Origin of the sequence: Vibrio sp. D3 (genome assembly GCF_043995865.1) — a bacterium.
GTDB lineage: Bacteria > Pseudomonadota > Gammaproteobacteria > Enterobacterales > Vibrionaceae > Vibrio > Vibrio diabolicus.
Genome location: NZ_CP171887.1, coordinates 2,958,324 through 2,974,504, shown reverse-complemented (window position 1 = coordinate 2,974,504; position 16,181 = coordinate 2,958,324). Strand labels below are relative to the sequence as shown.

General features: G+C 45.9%; 13 protein-coding genes and 12 tRNA genes. 22 read left to right on the top strand and 3 right to left on the bottom strand.

Features of this window, described 5'->3' with window-relative positions; genetic code table 11:
• Window positions 1–20: 20 nt before the first annotated feature.
• A complete protein-coding gene (rsgA, locus tag ACHFJ9_RS21815) occupies window positions 21–1,085 on the bottom strand; it encodes a small ribosomal subunit biogenesis GTPase RsgA (protein WP_005395388.1) in 1,065 nt (354 codons plus the stop codon).
• A gap of 127 nt (window positions 1,086–1,212) precedes the next feature.
• On the opposite strand from rsgA, the gene orn reads away from it, so the two are divergent.
• The 13 genes from orn to ACHFJ9_RS21750 all read left to right on the top strand — a co-directional run bounded on the left by orn (window position 1,213) and on the right by ACHFJ9_RS21750 (window position 3,248).
• Window positions 1,213–1,758: an oligoribonuclease gene (gene orn / locus ACHFJ9_RS21810; RefSeq protein WP_005395387.1), complete on the top strand. Its 546-nt coding sequence runs from the start codon at window positions 1,213–1,215 to the stop codon at window positions 1,756–1,758.
• A 156-nt stretch (window positions 1,759–1,914) separates the two neighbouring features.
• Window positions 1,915–1,990, top strand: a tRNA-Gly gene (locus tag ACHFJ9_RS21805).
• A gap of 42 nt (window positions 1,991–2,032) precedes the next feature.
• A tRNA-Met gene (locus ACHFJ9_RS21800) sits at window positions 2,033–2,109 on the top strand.
• A gap of 30 nt (window positions 2,110–2,139) precedes the next feature.
• Window positions 2,140–2,215: transfer RNA gene (locus ACHFJ9_RS21795), tRNA-Gly, on the top strand.
• A 42-nt stretch (window positions 2,216–2,257) separates the two neighbouring features.
• Window positions 2,258–2,334, top strand: a tRNA-Met gene (locus ACHFJ9_RS21790).
• A gap of 30 nt (window positions 2,335–2,364) precedes the next feature.
• Window positions 2,365–2,440: transfer RNA gene (locus tag ACHFJ9_RS21785), tRNA-Gly, on the top strand.
• Between the two features lie 42 nt (window positions 2,441–2,482).
• A tRNA-Met gene (locus tag ACHFJ9_RS21780) sits at window positions 2,483–2,559 on the top strand.
• A 30-nt stretch (window positions 2,560–2,589) separates the two neighbouring features.
• Window positions 2,590–2,665 (top strand) — tRNA-Gly (locus ACHFJ9_RS21775).
• A 42-nt stretch (window positions 2,666–2,707) separates the two neighbouring features.
• Window positions 2,708–2,784, top strand: a tRNA-Met gene (locus tag ACHFJ9_RS21770).
• Window positions 2,785–2,814: 30 nt separating this feature from the next.
• Window positions 2,815–2,890: transfer RNA gene (locus ACHFJ9_RS21765), tRNA-Gly, on the top strand.
• Between the two features lie 36 nt (window positions 2,891–2,926).
• Window positions 2,927–3,002 (top strand) — tRNA-Gly (locus ACHFJ9_RS21760).
• A gap of 35 nt (window positions 3,003–3,037) precedes the next feature.
• Window positions 3,038–3,113 (top strand) — tRNA-Gly (locus ACHFJ9_RS21755).
• A 58-nt stretch (window positions 3,114–3,171) separates the two neighbouring features.
• Window positions 3,172–3,248 (top strand) — tRNA-Met (locus tag ACHFJ9_RS21750).
• Between the two features lie 619 nt (window positions 3,249–3,867).
• Here the strand turns inward: ACHFJ9_RS21750 and queG are convergent.
• Window positions 3,868–4,995 carry a tRNA epoxyqueuosine(34) reductase QueG gene (queG, locus tag ACHFJ9_RS21745; protein ID WP_114324015.1) on the bottom strand — a complete coding sequence of 376 codons (1,128 nt, stop codon included), beginning with the start codon at window positions 4,993–4,995 and terminating at the stop codon, window positions 3,868–3,870.
• Window positions 4,996–5,271: 276 nt separating this feature from the next.
• On the opposite strand from queG, the gene tsaE reads away from it, so the two are divergent.
• The 8 genes from tsaE (at window position 5,272) to hflC (ending at window position 14,421) form a co-directional block, all read left to right on the top strand.
• Window positions 5,272–5,736, top strand: a complete 465-nt coding sequence (gene tsaE / locus ACHFJ9_RS21740; RefSeq protein ID WP_005395381.1) for a tRNA (adenosine(37)-N6)-threonylcarbamoyltransferase complex ATPase subunit type 1 TsaE — start codon at window positions 5,272–5,274, stop codon at window positions 5,734–5,736.
• Window positions 5,730–7,445 (top strand): LysM peptidoglycan-binding domain-containing protein, encoded by a 1,716-nt coding sequence (locus ACHFJ9_RS21735; RefSeq protein WP_005395379.1) that lies wholly within the window; start codon window positions 5,730–5,732, stop codon window positions 7,443–7,445. The genes tsaE and ACHFJ9_RS21735 overlap by 7 nt, the downstream gene beginning before the upstream one ends.
• Before the next feature lie 18 nt (window positions 7,446–7,463).
• Entirely contained in the window at window positions 7,464–9,476 is a 2,013-nt protein-coding gene (gene mutL, locus ACHFJ9_RS21730) for a DNA mismatch repair endonuclease MutL (protein ID WP_065644996.1), read from the top strand.
• Window positions 9,473–10,405 (top strand): tRNA (adenosine(37)-N6)-dimethylallyltransferase MiaA, encoded by a 933-nt coding sequence (gene miaA, locus ACHFJ9_RS21725; RefSeq protein ID WP_005381378.1) that lies wholly within the window; start codon window positions 9,473–9,475, stop codon window positions 10,403–10,405. Before mutL ends, miaA begins: the two co-directional genes overlap by 4 nt.
• 193 nt (window positions 10,406–10,598) lie before the next feature.
• Complete coding sequence (hfq, locus tag ACHFJ9_RS21720; RefSeq protein WP_005381379.1) at window positions 10,599–10,862, top strand: RNA chaperone Hfq; 264 nt, start codon at window positions 10,599–10,601, stop codon at window positions 10,860–10,862.
• A gap of 38 nt (window positions 10,863–10,900) precedes the next feature.
• Entirely contained in the window at window positions 10,901–12,190 is a 1,290-nt protein-coding gene (hflX, locus tag ACHFJ9_RS21715) for a ribosome rescue GTPase HflX (RefSeq protein ID WP_005381380.1), read from the top strand.
• A gap of 45 nt (window positions 12,191–12,235) precedes the next feature.
• Complete coding sequence (hflK, locus tag ACHFJ9_RS21710) at window positions 12,236–13,438, top strand: FtsH protease activity modulator HflK (RefSeq protein ID WP_047010425.1); 1,203 nt, start codon at window positions 12,236–12,238, stop codon at window positions 13,436–13,438.
• 2 nt (window positions 13,439–13,440) lie between these two features.
• Entirely contained in the window at window positions 13,441–14,421 is a 981-nt protein-coding gene (hflC, locus tag ACHFJ9_RS21705) for a protease modulator HflC (protein ID WP_005395373.1), read from the top strand.
• 62 nt (window positions 14,422–14,483) lie between these two features.
• Here hflC and ACHFJ9_RS21700 read toward each other — a convergent pair whose 3' ends face one another.
• Entirely contained in the window at window positions 14,484–14,669 is a 186-nt protein-coding gene (locus tag ACHFJ9_RS21700; protein WP_005381383.1) for a DUF2065 domain-containing protein, read from the bottom strand.
• Between the two features lie 172 nt (window positions 14,670–14,841).
• Here ACHFJ9_RS21700 and ACHFJ9_RS21695 point away from each other — a divergent pair, with 172 nt between their 5' ends.
• Window positions 14,842–16,158: an adenylosuccinate synthase gene (locus ACHFJ9_RS21695; protein WP_047010424.1), complete on the top strand. Its 1,317-nt coding sequence runs from the start codon at window positions 14,842–14,844 to the stop codon at window positions 16,156–16,158.
• The last annotated feature ends 23 nt before the right edge of the window (window positions 16,159–16,181 follow it).

Sequence of the window (16,181 nt, the reverse complement as noted above, 5' to 3'; positions counted from 1 at the left end):
CAGTTGCAGTCTTAACTTAATTACAGATCGGCTTTCTTATTGCGTGAATACTGACGGTTTGCTTTGTTTTCAACCATGCTTTCCAAAATGCGGTGGTAGTTTTCAAAGCGAGTTTCGTTGATTTCCCCTTTCTCAACAGCTTCACGTAGAAGGCAGCCAGGGTCGTCATTGTGCTTACAATCTCGGAACTTACAACCGCCTAAGTATGGTCGGAATTCAACGAATGCTTTCGTTACTTCTTCTGCTTCCAAATGCCAAAGCCCAAATTCACGCACTCCAGGAGAGTCGATCAAGTCGCCACCCGTCGGAATATGATACAAGCGCGCTGCTGTCGTGGTGTGTTGGCCTAAACCAGAGTTCTCGGAAACTTCGCCTTCTTCCACTTCGCTCTCTAGCTCTGGCATTAACGCATTGACTAAGCTGGATTTCCCTACGCCTGATTGACCAACAAAGATATTAATGCGGTCACGCAGCAGGGTTTCTAGTTCAGCAATGCCTTCTCCAGATTTCTTGCTGACCAGAAGCACTTTATAGCCAATGCGTTCATATTCTTTGAGCCATTCTTCATACATTGCACGATCATCGGCTTCTAGAAGATCGACTTTGTTTAAGACCAGCAATGGTGCGATATTCAGTGTTTCTGATGCTACGAGGTAACGGTCAATAATATTCAGTGATAGCTCGGGCAGTACCGAGGAGACAATGACCATTTGATCAATATTGGCAGCTACGGGCTTTAGGCCATCGTAGTAATCTGGACGAGTGAGCACTGAAGAACGGGGTTCTACCGCTTCAACAACGCCAGAAATGCCAGCCATAGACTCCAAGCCTTCGCGCCATAAAACTCGATCGCCAGATACTAAAGATTCGATACCACGGCGAAGGTTACAGCGTTGAATCTCGCCTGTTTCAAGGTCTTCAATATCCGCGTGCTGGCCAAAACGAGTGATCACGAGACCTTGTTTGCTTGCGCCTAGCATGTTTTCATCCCACTGGATGGACTCTTCTTGCTTTTTTAAACGCTTTTGTTGGTTGCTGCGTACGCGTCGCACTTGACCTTTGGTTAACTTTTTCTTCTTTGCCACAATTCTGTACTTTATGTGAATTTACTCAAATGGTTGAGCCGTGATCTTGGCTCTGCGTGAGTATCGTGTTTCCCGTATTTTGAGGTATAGTACCTCTTTTATCGATAAACAAATAGGCGGCGTAACCATGTCCTTTAGCGATCAAAACCTAATTTGGGTTGATTTAGAGATGACAGGGCTTGATCCTGAAACGCACAAAATCATTGAAATTGCTTCTATTGTCACGGATAGTGAGCTAAATATTTTGGCTGAAGGTCCAGTATTAGCGATTCATCAGCCGGAAGAAGAGCTAGCAAAAATGGACGATTGGTGCACCAATACGCATACGGCAAGCGGCTTGGTGGAACGCGTTCGCAACAGTAAAATCTCAGAACAAGATGCGGTCGCACAAACCATTGAATTCTTAGAAAAATGGGTGCCGAAAGGGGCGTCGCCAATATGTGGTAACAGCATTGGGCAGGATCGTCGCTTCTTGTACAAACACATGCCGGAATTAGAAGAGTTCTTTCATTACCGATATGTTGACGTCAGCACTCTTAAAGAATTGGCGCGTCGTTGGCAACCTGAAGTATTAAATGGGTTCACAAAACAGGGAACACATTTGGCCTTGGACGACATTCGCGAGTCGATTGCAGAACTTAAGTACTATCGTGGTACTATTTTCAAGATTTAACTGTTAAGGTTGCGATCCAAATTGTTGTAATTTATATCGCTTTTGATTGCTTTTTCATCGTTCAGTAAAAAAATAAAGTTTTTTTGAAGGAAGGACTTGCATCACAAAAAAATGCTCTTATAATTCGCAGCCCTAAACAGCGGAAACGTTGTTGATGCGACACTAGCTCAGTTGGTAGAGCGCAACCTTGCCAAGGTTGAGGTCACGAGTTCGAACCTCGTGTGTCGCTCCAGTTTCATAGTTCTCACGGTACTTAACGGTGACACAATACGGACGCGGGGTGGAGCAGCTTGGTAGCTCGTCGGGCTCATAACCCGAAGGTCGTCGGTTCAAATCCGGCCCCCGCAACCAAATTCTATTAATAGCGACTGCTGTTAATATGCGACACTAGCTCAGTTGGTAGAGCGCAACCTTGCCAAGGTTGAGGTCACGAGTTCGAACCTCGTGTGTCGCTCCAGTTTTATAGTTCTCACGGTACTTAACGGTGACACAATACGGACGCGGGGTGGAGCAGCTTGGTAGCTCGTCGGGCTCATAACCCGAAGGTCGTCGGTTCAAATCCGGCCCCCGCAACCAAATTCTATCAATAGCGACTGCTGTTGATATGCGACACTAGCTCAGTTGGTAGAGCGCAACCTTGCCAAGGTTGAGGTCACGAGTTCGAACCTCGTGTGTCGCTCCAGTTTCATAGTTCTCACGGTACTTAACGGTGACACAATACGGACGCGGGGTGGAGCAGCTTGGTAGCTCGTCGGGCTCATAACCCGAAGGTCGTCGGTTCAAATCCGGCCCCCGCAACCAAATTCCATTAATAGCGACTGCTGTTAATATGCGACACTAGCTCAGTTGGTAGAGCGCAACCTTGCCAAGGTTGAGGTCACGAGTTCGAACCTCGTGTGTCGCTCCAGTTTTATAGTTCTCACGGTACTTAACGGTGACACAATACGGACGCGGGGTGGAGCAGCTTGGTAGCTCGTCGGGCTCATAACCCGAAGGTCGTCGGTTCAAATCCGGCCCCCGCAACCAAATTCCATTAATAGCGACTGCTGTTAATATGCGACACTAGCTCAGTTGGTAGAGCGCAACCTTGCCAAGGTTGAGGTCACGAGTTCGAACCTCGTGTGTCGCTCCAATATATAGCCCTCATCGTGCTTAACGGTGACGAAATGCGACACTAGCTCAGTTGGTAGAGCGCAACCTTGCCAAGGTTGAGGTCACGAGTTCGAACCTCGTGTGTCGCTCCAATATATAGCCTTCATCGTGCTTAACGGTGACAAAAGCGACACTAGCTCAGTTGGTAGAGCGCAACCTTGCCAAGGTTGAGGTCACGAGTTCGAACCTCGTGTGTCGCTCCAGTTTCTTTTTATAAATGAAAGCAAAGCCTTCATCATCAACAAAGATGAAGCACTCGGACGCGGGGTGGAGCAGCTTGGTAGCTCGTCGGGCTCATAACCCGAAGGTCGTCGGTTCAAATCCGGCCCCCGCAACCAAATACAAGACGATAGATTGAATGCTTATTTATTAGCACAATCCTAAGTCGTCGACGGATGCGCCGCTTGATTCAATTCCTGCTTCTCGCAACCAATCACATCGCTCTTTTCATAATGCTGCGAAGCATGAATCCCCAAAAACTAAATTTTATCCGCATCATATGATGTCGGACGATTTCGTTTGTGTTTAAAACACGATATGAATCGGCTGGCGTACAAGCATGATGAGGTTCTGCATGTTTTATCTACTTTAATTAACAGAGTTATCCACATACGTCGTTCTGTGGATAAGTTGGTTGATAAAGTGTTTTTAGCTTGACTTTTTGCGATGGAGAAGAAAGATCTTTTCGCTGAAGGAAAGTCGAAACAATAACGAAATATTGATTAAGTCTTTGTTAAATAAGAGAAAAATAAGTTTTTTGTCGGATCGGATACGTTAAAATACGATCATTAACTGGTATTTTTTTGATCCTAGTCATTTCTCCAAGCTGTGTTTAACTTTTTTCTGCTAGCTTGTTTTTCTTGAATCTCAAATTTTTTTCCACATTACAAAATTGAGAACAAGGTCATGAATTGAACATGTAAAAGTGCTTTCAATCTCTTGCATATAGACTACGCACTATGCGTCTCTTGGTAGCCCCTTCTCGACGATTCTTATTAAGCGCTGCTTTTTCGTCTCTGTAGATGCTTTATTCTCAATGGGGAGTTGATTCAGTTGCTCGGCCAAAGCCCATTTGATGTGTTCATCAAGTAATTTATTTTCACCTTGTCGACTTTCTAACGCATCAATGACTCGTTGACTGTATTCTGCATTACCAAGTGCGACAGCAATATTACGCAGCCACTGTATATGACCAATGCGACGAATAGCGGAGCCTTCCATATTTTTTAGAAAAGTCGCTTCATCCCAGTTAAACATGTCTACGAGATCCGGGTTTTTGAAACTATCGCGACGATGGAAATCACTCTGCTCCGTTATGTCGGCGTAGCGATTCCATGGGCAAACCAATTGGCAGTCATCACAGCCATAAATGCGGTTACCCATTGGCTTGCGAAACTCTTCAGGGATCACGCCATCGAACTCGATGGTGAGGTAAGAGATGCAGCGTCTAGCATCAACAACTTTGTCTTCAACGATGGCTTGTGTTGGGCATGAGGTAATGCATGCTTTGCATTTACCGCACTGATCAACGCTTGGCTCGTCAACGGGAAGTGGCAAGTCGATAAGTAACTCGCCTAAAAAGAACCACGAGCCACAGTCTTGATCTAAAATCAGGGAATGTTTCCCTGTCCAGCCTAAGCCTGCTTTTTGGGCGAGTGGTCGCTCCAATATTGGTGCGGAGTCGACGAAAGGTCGGTAACCATACTGACCAACTTCTTGTTCAATAAGTTTGCCAAGTTTATTCAGTTGTTTTCTGACGAGCTTGTGATAATCACGCCCTAATGCATAGCGACTAATATAGGCATGATTTTTATTCGCTAGGTTCGAAGCGAATTGTGCTTCTGGTGGTAGGTAGTCCATCCGAACGCTGATCACACGAACGGTTCCCGGGAGTAGCTCATGGGGTCTAGCTCGCATCATACCGTGACGAGCCATCCAGTCCATTGAGCCGTGATAGCCTGCATCGAGCCACTTTTGCAGTGCGGCTTCATGCTCACTCAGATCAACGTCGCAGATCCCAACTTTTTGGAAGCCGAGCTCTTTTCCCCAAATTTTGATTTGTTGTGCGAGTTGTTCGTAGTTCATGCTAACCACCGGAATAAAAGGGGGCGGATCTTAACGGATCTCTGGCTTTGGTGCTACCCAGTTAGGGACGTTTTTGATGCTGTGAATACTGCTTATTGAAGTCATTTGCATATATTCTAAATCTAGGTCGATACTAAGGTGATTAAGATACCGTTCCTTGGATACTTTTTTCGCACATATGACATTTGAAAGCTTGTCTCTCAAAACCAACACGGTTTACTATTCCTGTTCTTTTGATTTTTATATAGTCAACGATCATTAGTTAGAGAAGCATCAATGAGCACGAAACAATTCAATTTAAAAGATGAGCACGAAACGGTTGCACTAGGTACCGCTCTGGCTCACCTTTGTTCGCAACAAACCACAATTTATCTGCATGGTGATTTGGGTGCAGGTAAAACAACCTTTAGTCGTGGTTTTGTCCGTGCTCTTGGCCATCAAGGTAACGTGAAAAGCCCAACTTATACTCTAGTCGAACCGTATCAGTTGGATCAGTGGCAAGTGTACCATTTCGATCTTTATCGTCTTGCGGATCCTGAAGAGCTTGAGTTCATGGGGATTCGAGATTACTTCACAGATGATGCAATTTGCTTGGTTGAATGGCCTGAAAAAGGGCATGGTTTGTTGCCACAACCGGATCTTGATGTGAACATTCGCTACCAAGGTGAGCAGCGTGTAGCCGAACTAACAGCTAATAATGATTATGGTGTGCAGTTACTCAGTCGATTGGAGCTATGTTGAGTTTTTCAAATTTTAGAGTAGTGGCGACGTTTGTCGCCACTTTTCTCCTTCTCATCCCCAATTTAGCATTTGCTAACGTCGTTAAGAGTTTTCGAGTTTGGCCTTCTCCTGATGAAACGCGTGTTGTCATCGATTTAGGCTCGGAAGCTGACTATTCCTATTTCTCTTTATCCGGACCGGATCGTCTTGTCGTGGATTTAAAAAGCACGACCATGCAGGCCAAACTGCCTGTTACTGTTACGGACAGCCCGGTTTTAAAGCTAGTTCGAAAAAGCTCTCCGCCAGAGAAGGGCACCTACCGTTTGGTGTTTGAACTGAAAAAGAGCGTTCAAGCGGAATTGTTTAAATTAAGCCCAACACCTGGCGGGCAATATGGTCACCGTTTGGTGATTGACCTGCCGCACGGTAAGAAAGCATCGACTTCAGCTTCTAAACCGAGCAAGCCAGCGGCGACCAGTAAAGACATGAGTTCAGTACAACGAGCTCAAGAAGTCTTGATCGTTATCGACCCTGGTCACGGTGGTGAAGATCCTGGCTCTATTGGCCCTTCACGCCGTAAGTATGAAAAAGATGCAGTATTAAGTATTTCACGAAAAATCGCCGCTCAGCTTGATGCTACGCCTGGGATTAAAACGCGTATGACACGTACCGGAGATTACTTTGTGAATCTAAACCGTCGTGTGGCTATTGCCCGTGAAAATGATGCGCACTTACTGATTTCCATTCACGCTGATGCGTTTACCTCACCGAAGCCTCGCGGAGGTTCGGTTTTCGTACTGAATACCCGTCGTGCAAATACTGAAATTGCTCGCTGGGTTGAGAACCATGAGAAACAATCTGAAATATTAGGTGGTTCGGGTAATGCGTTCTTCACTAAGACCAAAGATCGTAACGTGAACCAAACTTTGTTGGACTTGCAGTTTAGTCATTCACAAAAAGAAGGATATAAGCTGGCAACAGAAATCCTTGGTGAGATGGGGCGTGTTGCGCACCTGCATAACACCAAACCGATTAATACTAGCCTTGCTGTTTTACGCTCTCCGCAGATTCCGTCTGTATTAGTGGAAACGGGCTTTATTTCTAACCCAACAGAAGAGCGGTTGCTGTTTCAACGAGCGCACCAAGATAAGTTAGCTCAGGCGATCACCAAGGCGGTCGTTAAGTACTTAAAAGATAATCCACCAGAGGGTACGGTATTCTCGCCTTCAGCGAAGCCAATAGTGCATACCGTAAAACGTGGCGAGTCGTTATCGGTGATTGCGAATAAATATGGGCTTAGCTCTAAAGCGCTGATGTCGGCAAACAACTTGAAGTCGACTGGGTTGGCAATTGGTCAGAAGCTCAAAATCCCTTCTGCTGGCACGATTAAAGTGCCAAGTAAACCGATTACTGTTGAGACAGAAACCATTATTCACAAGGTTAAGTCAGGTGAGTTCTTAGGTAAGATCGCGAGTCACTATAAAGTGAAGGTTTCAGATATCCGCCGTGAGAACAACTTGAAGTCAGATACCTTGTGGGTAGGACAAAAGTTGAAGATAACCGTCGCTGTCAAAGATAAGCCGATCCGTAAGCACAAAGTTTCTCGAGGTGAATACCTTGGTAAAATAGCGTCCAAATACGGCGTCAGCGTTTCGAGCATTCGTAAAGCGAACAACTTACGCTCTGATCAGCTGGCGGTTGGGCAAGTTCTTATCATTCCAAACAAGTAGGTGAGCTTTTAACTCATTATGACGATTAAAATTTTGCCAGCTAGACTTGCAAACCAAATCGCAGCAGGGGAAGTGGTCGAAAGACCCGCCTCTGTGATTAAAGAACTGGTTGAAAATAGTCTTGATTCTGGCGCAACTCGAATCGATATTGATATCGAGAAAGGAGGCGCAAAGCTGATTCGTGTTCGTGATAACGGCAAAGGTATCGCGAAAGATGAACTCGGCTTGGCGCTCAGTCGTCATGCTACATCGAAGATACATACCTTGGATGATCTTGAAGCCATCATGAGTCTAGGTTTTCGCGGTGAAGCGTTAGCCAGTATTAGCTCAGTCTCGCGTTTGACGCTCACATCGCGTCCTGCGGCACAAGAAGAAGCCTGGAGTGCCTACTCCGAAGGGCGTGATATGCAGGTGAAGCTTAAGCCTGCAGCGCACCCGATTGGTACGACTGTTGAGGTGTTGGATTTATTTTTTAATACTCCAGCGCGTCGCAAATTTCTTCGTACGGAGAAAACCGAATTTGCTCATATTGATGAGTTATTGAAACGCATTGCGTTAAGTCGCTTTGATGTCACCATCAATGTGCGTCATAACGGCAAGATCATCCGTCAATATCGCGCGGCGAAAAATCAGCTTCAAACCGAAAAACGTATTGCAGCTGTCTGCGGTAATGCGTTTGTGCGGCATATGCTCAGAATCGAGCTTGAGCATCAAGGGTTAAAGCTACATGGTTGGATTACCACTCCAGAGGGAGCAAGGCAGCAAAGCGATTTACAGTATTGCTATGTGAATGGCCGAATGATGCGTGACAAATTAATCAATCACGCGATTCGTCAAAGCTATGAAATGAGCTTAAAGCCAGATCAGTTCGCTGCCTATGTGCTCTTTATTGAGTTAGACCCGCACCAAGTGGATGTGAATGTTCACCCCGCTAAGCATGAAGTGCGCTTTCACCAAGCTCGCTTAGTGCATGATTTCATCTATCAAGCTTTGGCGGATGCACTTGCGCAAAGCGCCGTGATTGATAAACCACAGGTTAATGAATCCGCATTTCATCGTGTGGAACCGACTGAGTCCGAAGAGGTTGAGCATTCGCCTGAGCCTGAAAAAGTGCAAAGGCCAGCATCTTCAGCAGTTCCAGAGCGTGTTTATCAAGCGATAGAAAGTGCACCGGCTTATCCTGGACGCAGTGATTATGAAGTGAAGCCTCGTAATAGCGGTCCTTGTGAAACCTCCGTGCGAGAGGCGCGCGTAGTTGAGTCATTCAAACGTAATGATTGGGTGGAGTCCAAACCCGCACCAAAGCCGAATCACAATAAAGAGCGCCATGTTGAGCCAGCACCAAGCAAGCAAGAAGTGCGCGCTTATCACGAGTTGTTGAAAACGCCCGAGTTTGAGTCTCAACCCGTAACGCCGATAGTGCCCCAAAAGGCAACTTCGCATGCATCACTTCCATCGATTAATGCATTAGGCAAAGCGCTAGTGATGGTCGATGAGCAATTTGTTTTGATGAGCAGTGACAGTGGGGCGGCGTTAGTCTCGTTACCTAGAGCGGAATTTTATCGTGTAAAAGGGCAGCTCACTCCAAGCGATGGCGCGCTTAAAGCACAACCTCTACTCGTTCCTCTATCTATTAAGTTAGAGGCCGAGTTAGTGAAGCTGGCTCAAGATTATCAACAAGATTTGGCGTTACTTGGCATTCAATTGAAAGCGAGAAATGAGCAAGCCTTAATGGTGATGGGCGTTCCCGCGCCGCTACGTCAACAAAACTTACAAAATCTAGTACCAGATCTGTTATCTTACGCGCAATCTTGTGTGAAGGAAGGTATAGCAACGGCTCAGATGCTGTCTGAGTTGATAGATTGGCTCGCATTGCAGGTCACGACAGTGAAGAGTCATTATACTTTTTCTGAAGCAATTCAAATTATTGCGGAACTTGAACAGCTAAGAGATGGTCAATTGCCATTAGAAGATACAAAATTTGTATCCGCTGTTGATTTCTCTGCCACGATAGCCAAATTAAAACCATGACAGATAAACTACCTTTGGCGCTATTTTTAATGGGGCCAACTGCATCAGGCAAAACTGAGTTGGCGATTCGTCTTCGTCAAAAGTTCCCGATTGAGATCATCAGTGTTGATTCTGCTTTGATCTATAAAGGGATGGATATCGGTACGGCGAAACCGGATGAAAAAGAGTTAAGTTTAGCGCCTCATCGCTTGATTGATATTTTGGATCCGAGCGAATCTTACTCTGTAGCCGACTTTCGTCGTGATGCATTGAAAGCGATGGATGATATTGTTGCAGAAGGAAAAATTCCACTCTTAGTGGGTGGGACAATGCTGTATTATAAGGCGCTACTTGAAGGTTTATCCCCACTTCCTGCTGCAAATCCTGAAATTCGTCAGCAAATTGAACAAGAAGCATTGACTAAAGGTTGGTCAGTGTTGCACGATGAACTCAAAGAGGTTGATCCTGTGTCAGCAGCGAGAATTCATCCCAATGATCCCCAACGTTTATCTCGGGCATTGGAAGTTTTTCGTATTTCAGGTAAAACTTTGACTGAATTGACTCAAACGAAAGGTGAAAGCCTGCCATACCGAGTCAAGCAGTTTGCAATAGCTCCCAAGGATAGGGCAGAACTTCACCGTCGAATTGAACTTCGTTTCGAAAAGATGATGGAAGCGGGCTTTGAAGAAGAAATGAAAGCGCTACATTCGCGAAAAGATCTTCACCCCGATCTTCCTTCCATACGATGCGTCGGTTACCGACAGATGTGGGAGTATTTAGATGGGGAGTGTACACGTGACGAAGCAGTATTTCGTGGCGTATGCGCGACTCGTCAATTGGCCAAGCGTCAAATCACCTGGTTACGCAGCTGGGATGACTTAACTTGGTTGGATAGCGAGAACATTGAACAGGCATTAGAAACGATGTCGGAAGCAATAGCATCTGATTGACATAGCTGTGTATAATGTGATCGTTTTTGCGTGAACGCACTCTCAAAGGATCTGTTGTTGGCGGTTTTTATACTATGCTGCTAATTACTTAGAGTGCATTTTTGATTCGTTTAGCTCAGATGCAAAAGCAGTATCTTTTGCATTGCACCACTAGCTAAATAATTACAACTACAAATTAAATAAGGAAAATAAAATGGCTAAGGGGCAATCTCTACAAGACCCATTTCTAAACGCGCTACGTCGTGAGCGTATCCCGGTATCTATCTACCTTGTGAATGGTATTAAACTACAAGGTCAGATCGAATCGTTCGATCAATTTGTGATCCTGCTGAAGAATACTGTTAACCAAATGGTGTACAAGCACGCGATCTCAACAGTTGTGCCGGCTCGTCCAGTGAGCCATCACAGCGGTGAGCGTCCACAAGGTGAGCGTCCACAAGAGAAATCAGAAGATTAATTCTTCATCGAGTATTTTTAAAATAAGGAGTTGATTGCTTGTTTGACCGTTATGAATCCGGTGAGCGAGCCGTACTTGTTCATATCAACTTCACGCAAGAAGGTGAATGGGAAGATCTGGCTGAGTTCGAAATGCTGGTTTCTTCTGCTGGGGTAGAGGCGCTACAAGTGGTAACTGGTAGTCGTCAATCCCCACACCCGAAATACTATGTCGGAGAGGGTAAGGCCCAAGAGATTGCTACTGCGGTACAGTCGACAGGTGCCGAAATTGTGATTTTTAATCACGCCCTCTCTCCTGCCCAAGAACGTAACCTCGAAGCACTGTGCCAATGTCGAGTTCTCGACCGCACTGGTCTTATTCTCGATATCTTTGCTCAACGAGCTCGAACACACGAAGGTAAGCTACAGGTAGAGCTGGCTCAACTTCGTCATATCTCTACTCGTTTGATTCGTGGTTGGACGCACCTTGAAAGGCAGAAAGGGGGTATCGGTTTACGTGGCCCGGGTGAAACCCAGCTGGAAACCGACCGTCGCTTATTGCGTGACAGAATCAAAGCCATCCTGCGACGCTTAGACAAAGTAGCGAAGCAGCGTGAACAAGGGCGCCGCGCCCGAAATCGAGCTGAAATCCCAACGGTTTCACTTGTGGGTTACACCAACGCGGGTAAGTCGACACTCTTCAACCGTATTACAGAAGCTGGCGTGTATGCCGCTGATCAACTATTTGCTACTTTGGACCCGACTTTACGTAAGATAGAGTTAGCAGATGTTGGGCCTGCCATTTTGGCTGACACGGTTGGTTTTATTCGACATTTGCCACACGACTTGGTTGCGGCCTTCAAGGCAACCTTGCAGGAAACGCAAGAAGCTGACATTTTGTTACATGTTGTTGATGCCAGTGATGAGCGTTTTCGTGAGAATATTCAAGCTGTTCATGAAGTACTAGAAGAGATCGATGCACATGAAGTGCCGACTCTGGTTGTCATGAACAAAATCGACAATCTAGATTCGCAGAAACCACGTATAGAACGAGACGAGGAAGGCGTACCTCGCGCAGTTTGGGTTTCAGCAATGGATGGGTTGGGCATTGATGTCCTGTTTGAGGCACTGACGGAACGTCTGGCGTCACAAATGGTCGAGCATCAGTTGCGAATTCCTCCACAGTATCAAGGACGATTCCGTAGTACCTTCTTCCAAATGAAGTGTATTCAACGTGAGGAATATGACCAGGATGGTAACTTGTTGATCGATATTCGAATGCAGCAAGTAGATTGGTCTAGACTTGAAAAAAGAGAAGGGGCAGTTTTGACTGGCTTTATAGTCACTTAAAGGACTGCTACAGTATAACGTCATATCAAATGATGGAGCTTTCTAATGGCGTGGAATGAGCCTGGAAATAACAACGGCAACAATGGCCGCGATAATGACCCTTGGGGTAATAATAATCGTGGTGGCCAGCGTCCTGGTGGCCGAGATCAAGGTCCGCCAGATTTAGATGAAGTGTTCAATAAACTGAGTCAAAAACTGGGTGGCAAGTTTGGTAAAAAAGGCGGCGGTGGTTCTCCAATCGGCGGTGGTGGTAGTGCAATTGGCTTTGGCGTGATTGCTCTTATTGCTGTTGCAGTTTGGTTCTTCGCTGGTTTTTACACCATCGGTGAAGCAGAGCGTGGTGTTGTGCTGCGTTTAGGTAAATACGATCGTATCGTAGACCCAGGCCTTAACTGGCGCCCTCGTTTTATTGATGAATACGAAGCGGTAAACGTACAAGCAATTCGTTCACTACGTGCATCTGGTCTAATGCTGACTAAAGATGAAAACGTTGTAACAGTTGCGATGGATGTTCAGTACCGAGTGACTGACCCGTACAAATACTTGTACCGTGTAACCAATGCGGACGATAGCTTGCGTCAAGCAACGGATTCTGCACTACGTGCGGTAATTGGTGACTCATTGATGGATAGCATTCTAACCAGTGGTCGTCAGCAAATTCGTCAAACTACGCAAGAAACACTGAACCAAATCATTGATAGCTATGATATGGGCCTGGTACTTGTTGACGTAAACTTCCAGTCTGCGCGTCCACCAGAGCAAGTGAAAGATGCGTTTGATGATGCAATCGCAGCTCGTGAGGATGAAGAGCGTTTCATCCGTGAAGCTGAAGCATACAAGAACGAAATCTTGCCGAAGGCAACGGGTCGTGCTGAACGTTTGAAGAAAGAAGCACAAGGTTACAATGAACGTGTCACTAACGAGGCTCTTGGTCAGGTAGCACAGTTCGAAAAACTACTACCAGAATACCAAGCGGCACCAGGTGTAACGCGTGACCGTCTGTACATTGACGCAATGGAAGAAGTGTACTCAAGCACTTCGAAAGTGTTGATTGACTCGGAATCAAGCGGCAATCTTCTGTACCTTCCAATCGATAAGTTGGCGGGCCAAGAAGGTCAGGCAGACACAAAACGTAAATCGAAGTCATCTTCAACCTACGATCAAATTCAACTGGAGTCTGAGCGTACACAAGAAGACACTTCGAACACGCAGTCTCGTTCAACAGGTTCACGTCAAGGGAGATACTAAGAATGCGTAAGTTAATGATCCCTGTATTGGTAATCGCATTGGCATTAATGTTGATGTCTTTGTTTGTGATTCCTGAAGGTGAGCGCGGTATCGTGGTTCGATTTGGTCGTGTTCTTAAAGACAACAACGACATCACTCGAATTTACGAGCCTGGTTTGCATTTCAAGATGCCTCTGTTTGACCGTGTGAAACAACTTGATGCACGTATCCAAACGATGGATGGCCGTGCAGACCGTTTCGTAACGTCTGAGAAAAAAGACGTTATTATTGATACCTACGTGAAGTGGCGTATTGAAGACTTTGGTCGTTACTACCTAGCGACAGGCGGTGGTAATTCGCTAACGGCGGAGGCACTACTTGAGCGTAAAGTAACGGATGTGCTTCGTTCTGAAATCGGTGCTCGTGAAATCAAACAGATTGTATCTGGTCCACGTAACGATGATGTACTACCAGAAGATGCAAGTGCAGATGTTGTCGCAACTGAAGCGGCACGTGAAGCGCTTGAGATTGATGGTGAACGTGACCTAATCATGTCTGAAGTATTGAAAGACACGCGTGAAAGCGCGATGAAAGACTTGGGTGTTCGTGTTGTTGATTTCCGCATGAAGAAAATCAACCTGCCTGATGAAATCAGTGAGTCTATCTACCGCCGTATGCGTGCAGAGCGTGAGTCTGTAGCTCGTAAGCACCGTTCTCAAGGTCGTGAGAAAGCAGAAGTTATTCGTGCTCAAGCTGAGCTAGAAGTGGCAACCATTCTAGCTGAAGCTGATAAGACTGCTCGTGTAACACGAGGTGAAGCGGATGCAGAAGCAGCGAAGATTTATGCTGAAGCATACAACAAAGACCCTGAATTCTTTAGCTTCCTACGTTCGCTACGTGCGTATGAGAAGTCCTTCAGCTCTAAGAGCGATATCCTGGTACTTGATCCGAAGAGTGAGTTCTTCCAATACATGAACCAGTCGAAGGGCGGCATGGAGAAATAATCTCAGCGTCAAATGAAACAAAAGGCTCCTTAGGGAGCCTTTTTTGTATCTGATGCTAAGTGCTAGCTCATCATTATGGCGATTACGGCTCCAGCAACTACTAGGCAGCCACCGATGCGTCGTAGCTGATTGTTGGGCTGTTCACTTAATTGAGCCACCATATTCCGCCAACCGTTTGGAGCAATGAGTGGTCCAATGCCTTCCACGATCAAGACGAGCCCAATCGCCAACCATATGGATTCAGACATACCGCTTTCCAGTCGAATAAAGAAAACTAAATACTATCAGTGATATGCTGATTTCAAAATGAGCAAAGCAGCAAGATGACATTCTGGTAGCAACTCTGTGAACAAAAAATGACTGCAAGAAGCGTGATTCGGTGCTAGAATCCATTTTTAACTAGCAATCAGACTTGGAAAGATGGGAAATAACGTAGTCGTTCTAGGCACCCAATGGGGTGACGAAGGTAAAGGTAAAATCGTAGACCTTTTAACTGAAGATGCAAAATACGTGGTACGCTACCAAGGCGGTCACAACGCAGGTCATACTCTCGTAATTGACGGTGAAAAAACCGTTCTTCACTTAATTCCATCAGGTATCCTTCGCGATAACGTAAAATGTGTTATCGGTAACGGTGTTGTACTATCACCTGAAGCTCTACTTAAAGAAATGAAACCTCTTGAAGAGCGCGGTATTCCAGTACGCGAGCGTCTTTTCATTTCTGAAGCATGTCCGCTAATTCTTCCTTACCACGTTGCAATGGACCAAGCTCGCGAAATCGCTCGCGGTAAAAAAGCTATCGGTACAACAGGTCGTGGTATCGGTCCAGCATACGAAGATAAAGTTGCTCGTCGCGGTCTACGCGTTGGCGACCTATTCGATATGGAATCGTTCGCTGAGAAGCTAAAAGAAGTCATGGAGTTCCATAACTTCCAACTCGTTAACTTCTACAAAGCTGAACCAGTAAGCTACGAAGCTGTGCTTGAAGAAGCAAAAGGCTACGCAGATCTACTTACTTCAATGGTTATCGACGTAACTGACGAACTAGACGCAGCACGTAAGCGCGGCGATAAGATCATGTTCGAAGGTGCACAAGGTACGCTACTTGATATCGACCACGGTACTTACCCATACGTAACGTCTTCTAACACGACTGCTGGTGGTGTTGCTGCAGGTTCAGGTTTTGGTCCTCGTCACATCGGTTACATCTTGGGTATCGCGAAAGCGTACTGTACTCGCGTTGGTGCAGGTCCATTCCCGACTGAACTATACGACGGTCTAGATAAGCAAGATCCAATTGGTAAGCATTTAGGTGAAGTTGGCCACGAGTTCGGTGCGACAACTGGTCGTCTACGTCGTACTGGTTGGTTCGATGCTGTTGCTATGCGTCGTGCAATCCAAATCAACTCTGTATCTGGTTTCTGTCTAACTAAACTAGACGTACTAGATGGTCTAGAAGAGCTAAAAATCTGTACTGGTTACAAGATGGAAGATGGCTCTGTGCTAGAAGTTTCTCCGATGGCTGCTGAAGCATTCGAAAAAGCGACGCCAATCTACGAAACTATGCCTGGTTGGTCTGAGAACACATTCGGTGCTAAAGCGCTAGAAGATCTACCACAAGCGGCTCTTAACTACATCAAGCGTATTGAAGAGCTAACAGGTGTGCCTGTAGATATCATTTCAACAGGTCCTGACCGTAACGAAACTATCATCAAGGTTCATCCATTCGAAGCTTAATTGATAGTCGTTAAAGATTGCAA

Excerpts from the sequence above, each read along its gene's own strand:
- ACHFJ9_RS21735 (WP_005395379.1), top strand. The coding sequence starts at position 5,730 with ATGTTGAGTTTTTCAAATTTTAGAGTAGTGGCGACGTTTGTCGCCACT.
- hflK (WP_047010425.1), top strand. The coding sequence starts at position 12,236 with ATGGCGTGGAATGAGCCTGGAAATAACAACGGCAACAATGGCCGCGAT.
- hflC (WP_005395373.1), top strand. The coding sequence starts at position 13,441 with ATGCGTAAGTTAATGATCCCTGTATTGGTAATCGCATTGGCATTAATG.
- ACHFJ9_RS21700 (WP_005381383.1), bottom strand. The coding sequence starts at position 14,669 with ATGTCTGAATCCATATGGTTGGCGATTGGGCTCGTCTTGATCGTGGAA.
- tsaE (WP_005395381.1), top strand. The coding sequence starts at position 5,272 with ATGAGCACGAAACAATTCAATTTAAAAGATGAGCACGAAACGGTTGCA.
- ACHFJ9_RS21695 (WP_047010424.1), top strand. The coding sequence starts at position 14,842 with ATGGGAAATAACGTAGTCGTTCTAGGCACCCAATGGGGTGACGAAGGT.
- miaA (WP_005381378.1), top strand. The coding sequence starts at position 9,473 with ATGACAGATAAACTACCTTTGGCGCTATTTTTAATGGGGCCAACTGCA.
- mutL (WP_065644996.1), top strand. The coding sequence starts at position 7,464 with ATGACGATTAAAATTTTGCCAGCTAGACTTGCAAACCAAATCGCAGCA.
- orn (WP_005395387.1), top strand. The coding sequence starts at position 1,213 with ATGTCCTTTAGCGATCAAAACCTAATTTGGGTTGATTTAGAGATGACA.
- hfq (WP_005381379.1), top strand. The coding sequence starts at position 10,599 with ATGGCTAAGGGGCAATCTCTACAAGACCCATTTCTAAACGCGCTACGT.
- queG (WP_114324015.1), bottom strand. The coding sequence starts at position 4,995 with ATGAACTACGAACAACTCGCACAACAAATCAAAATTTGGGGAAAAGAG.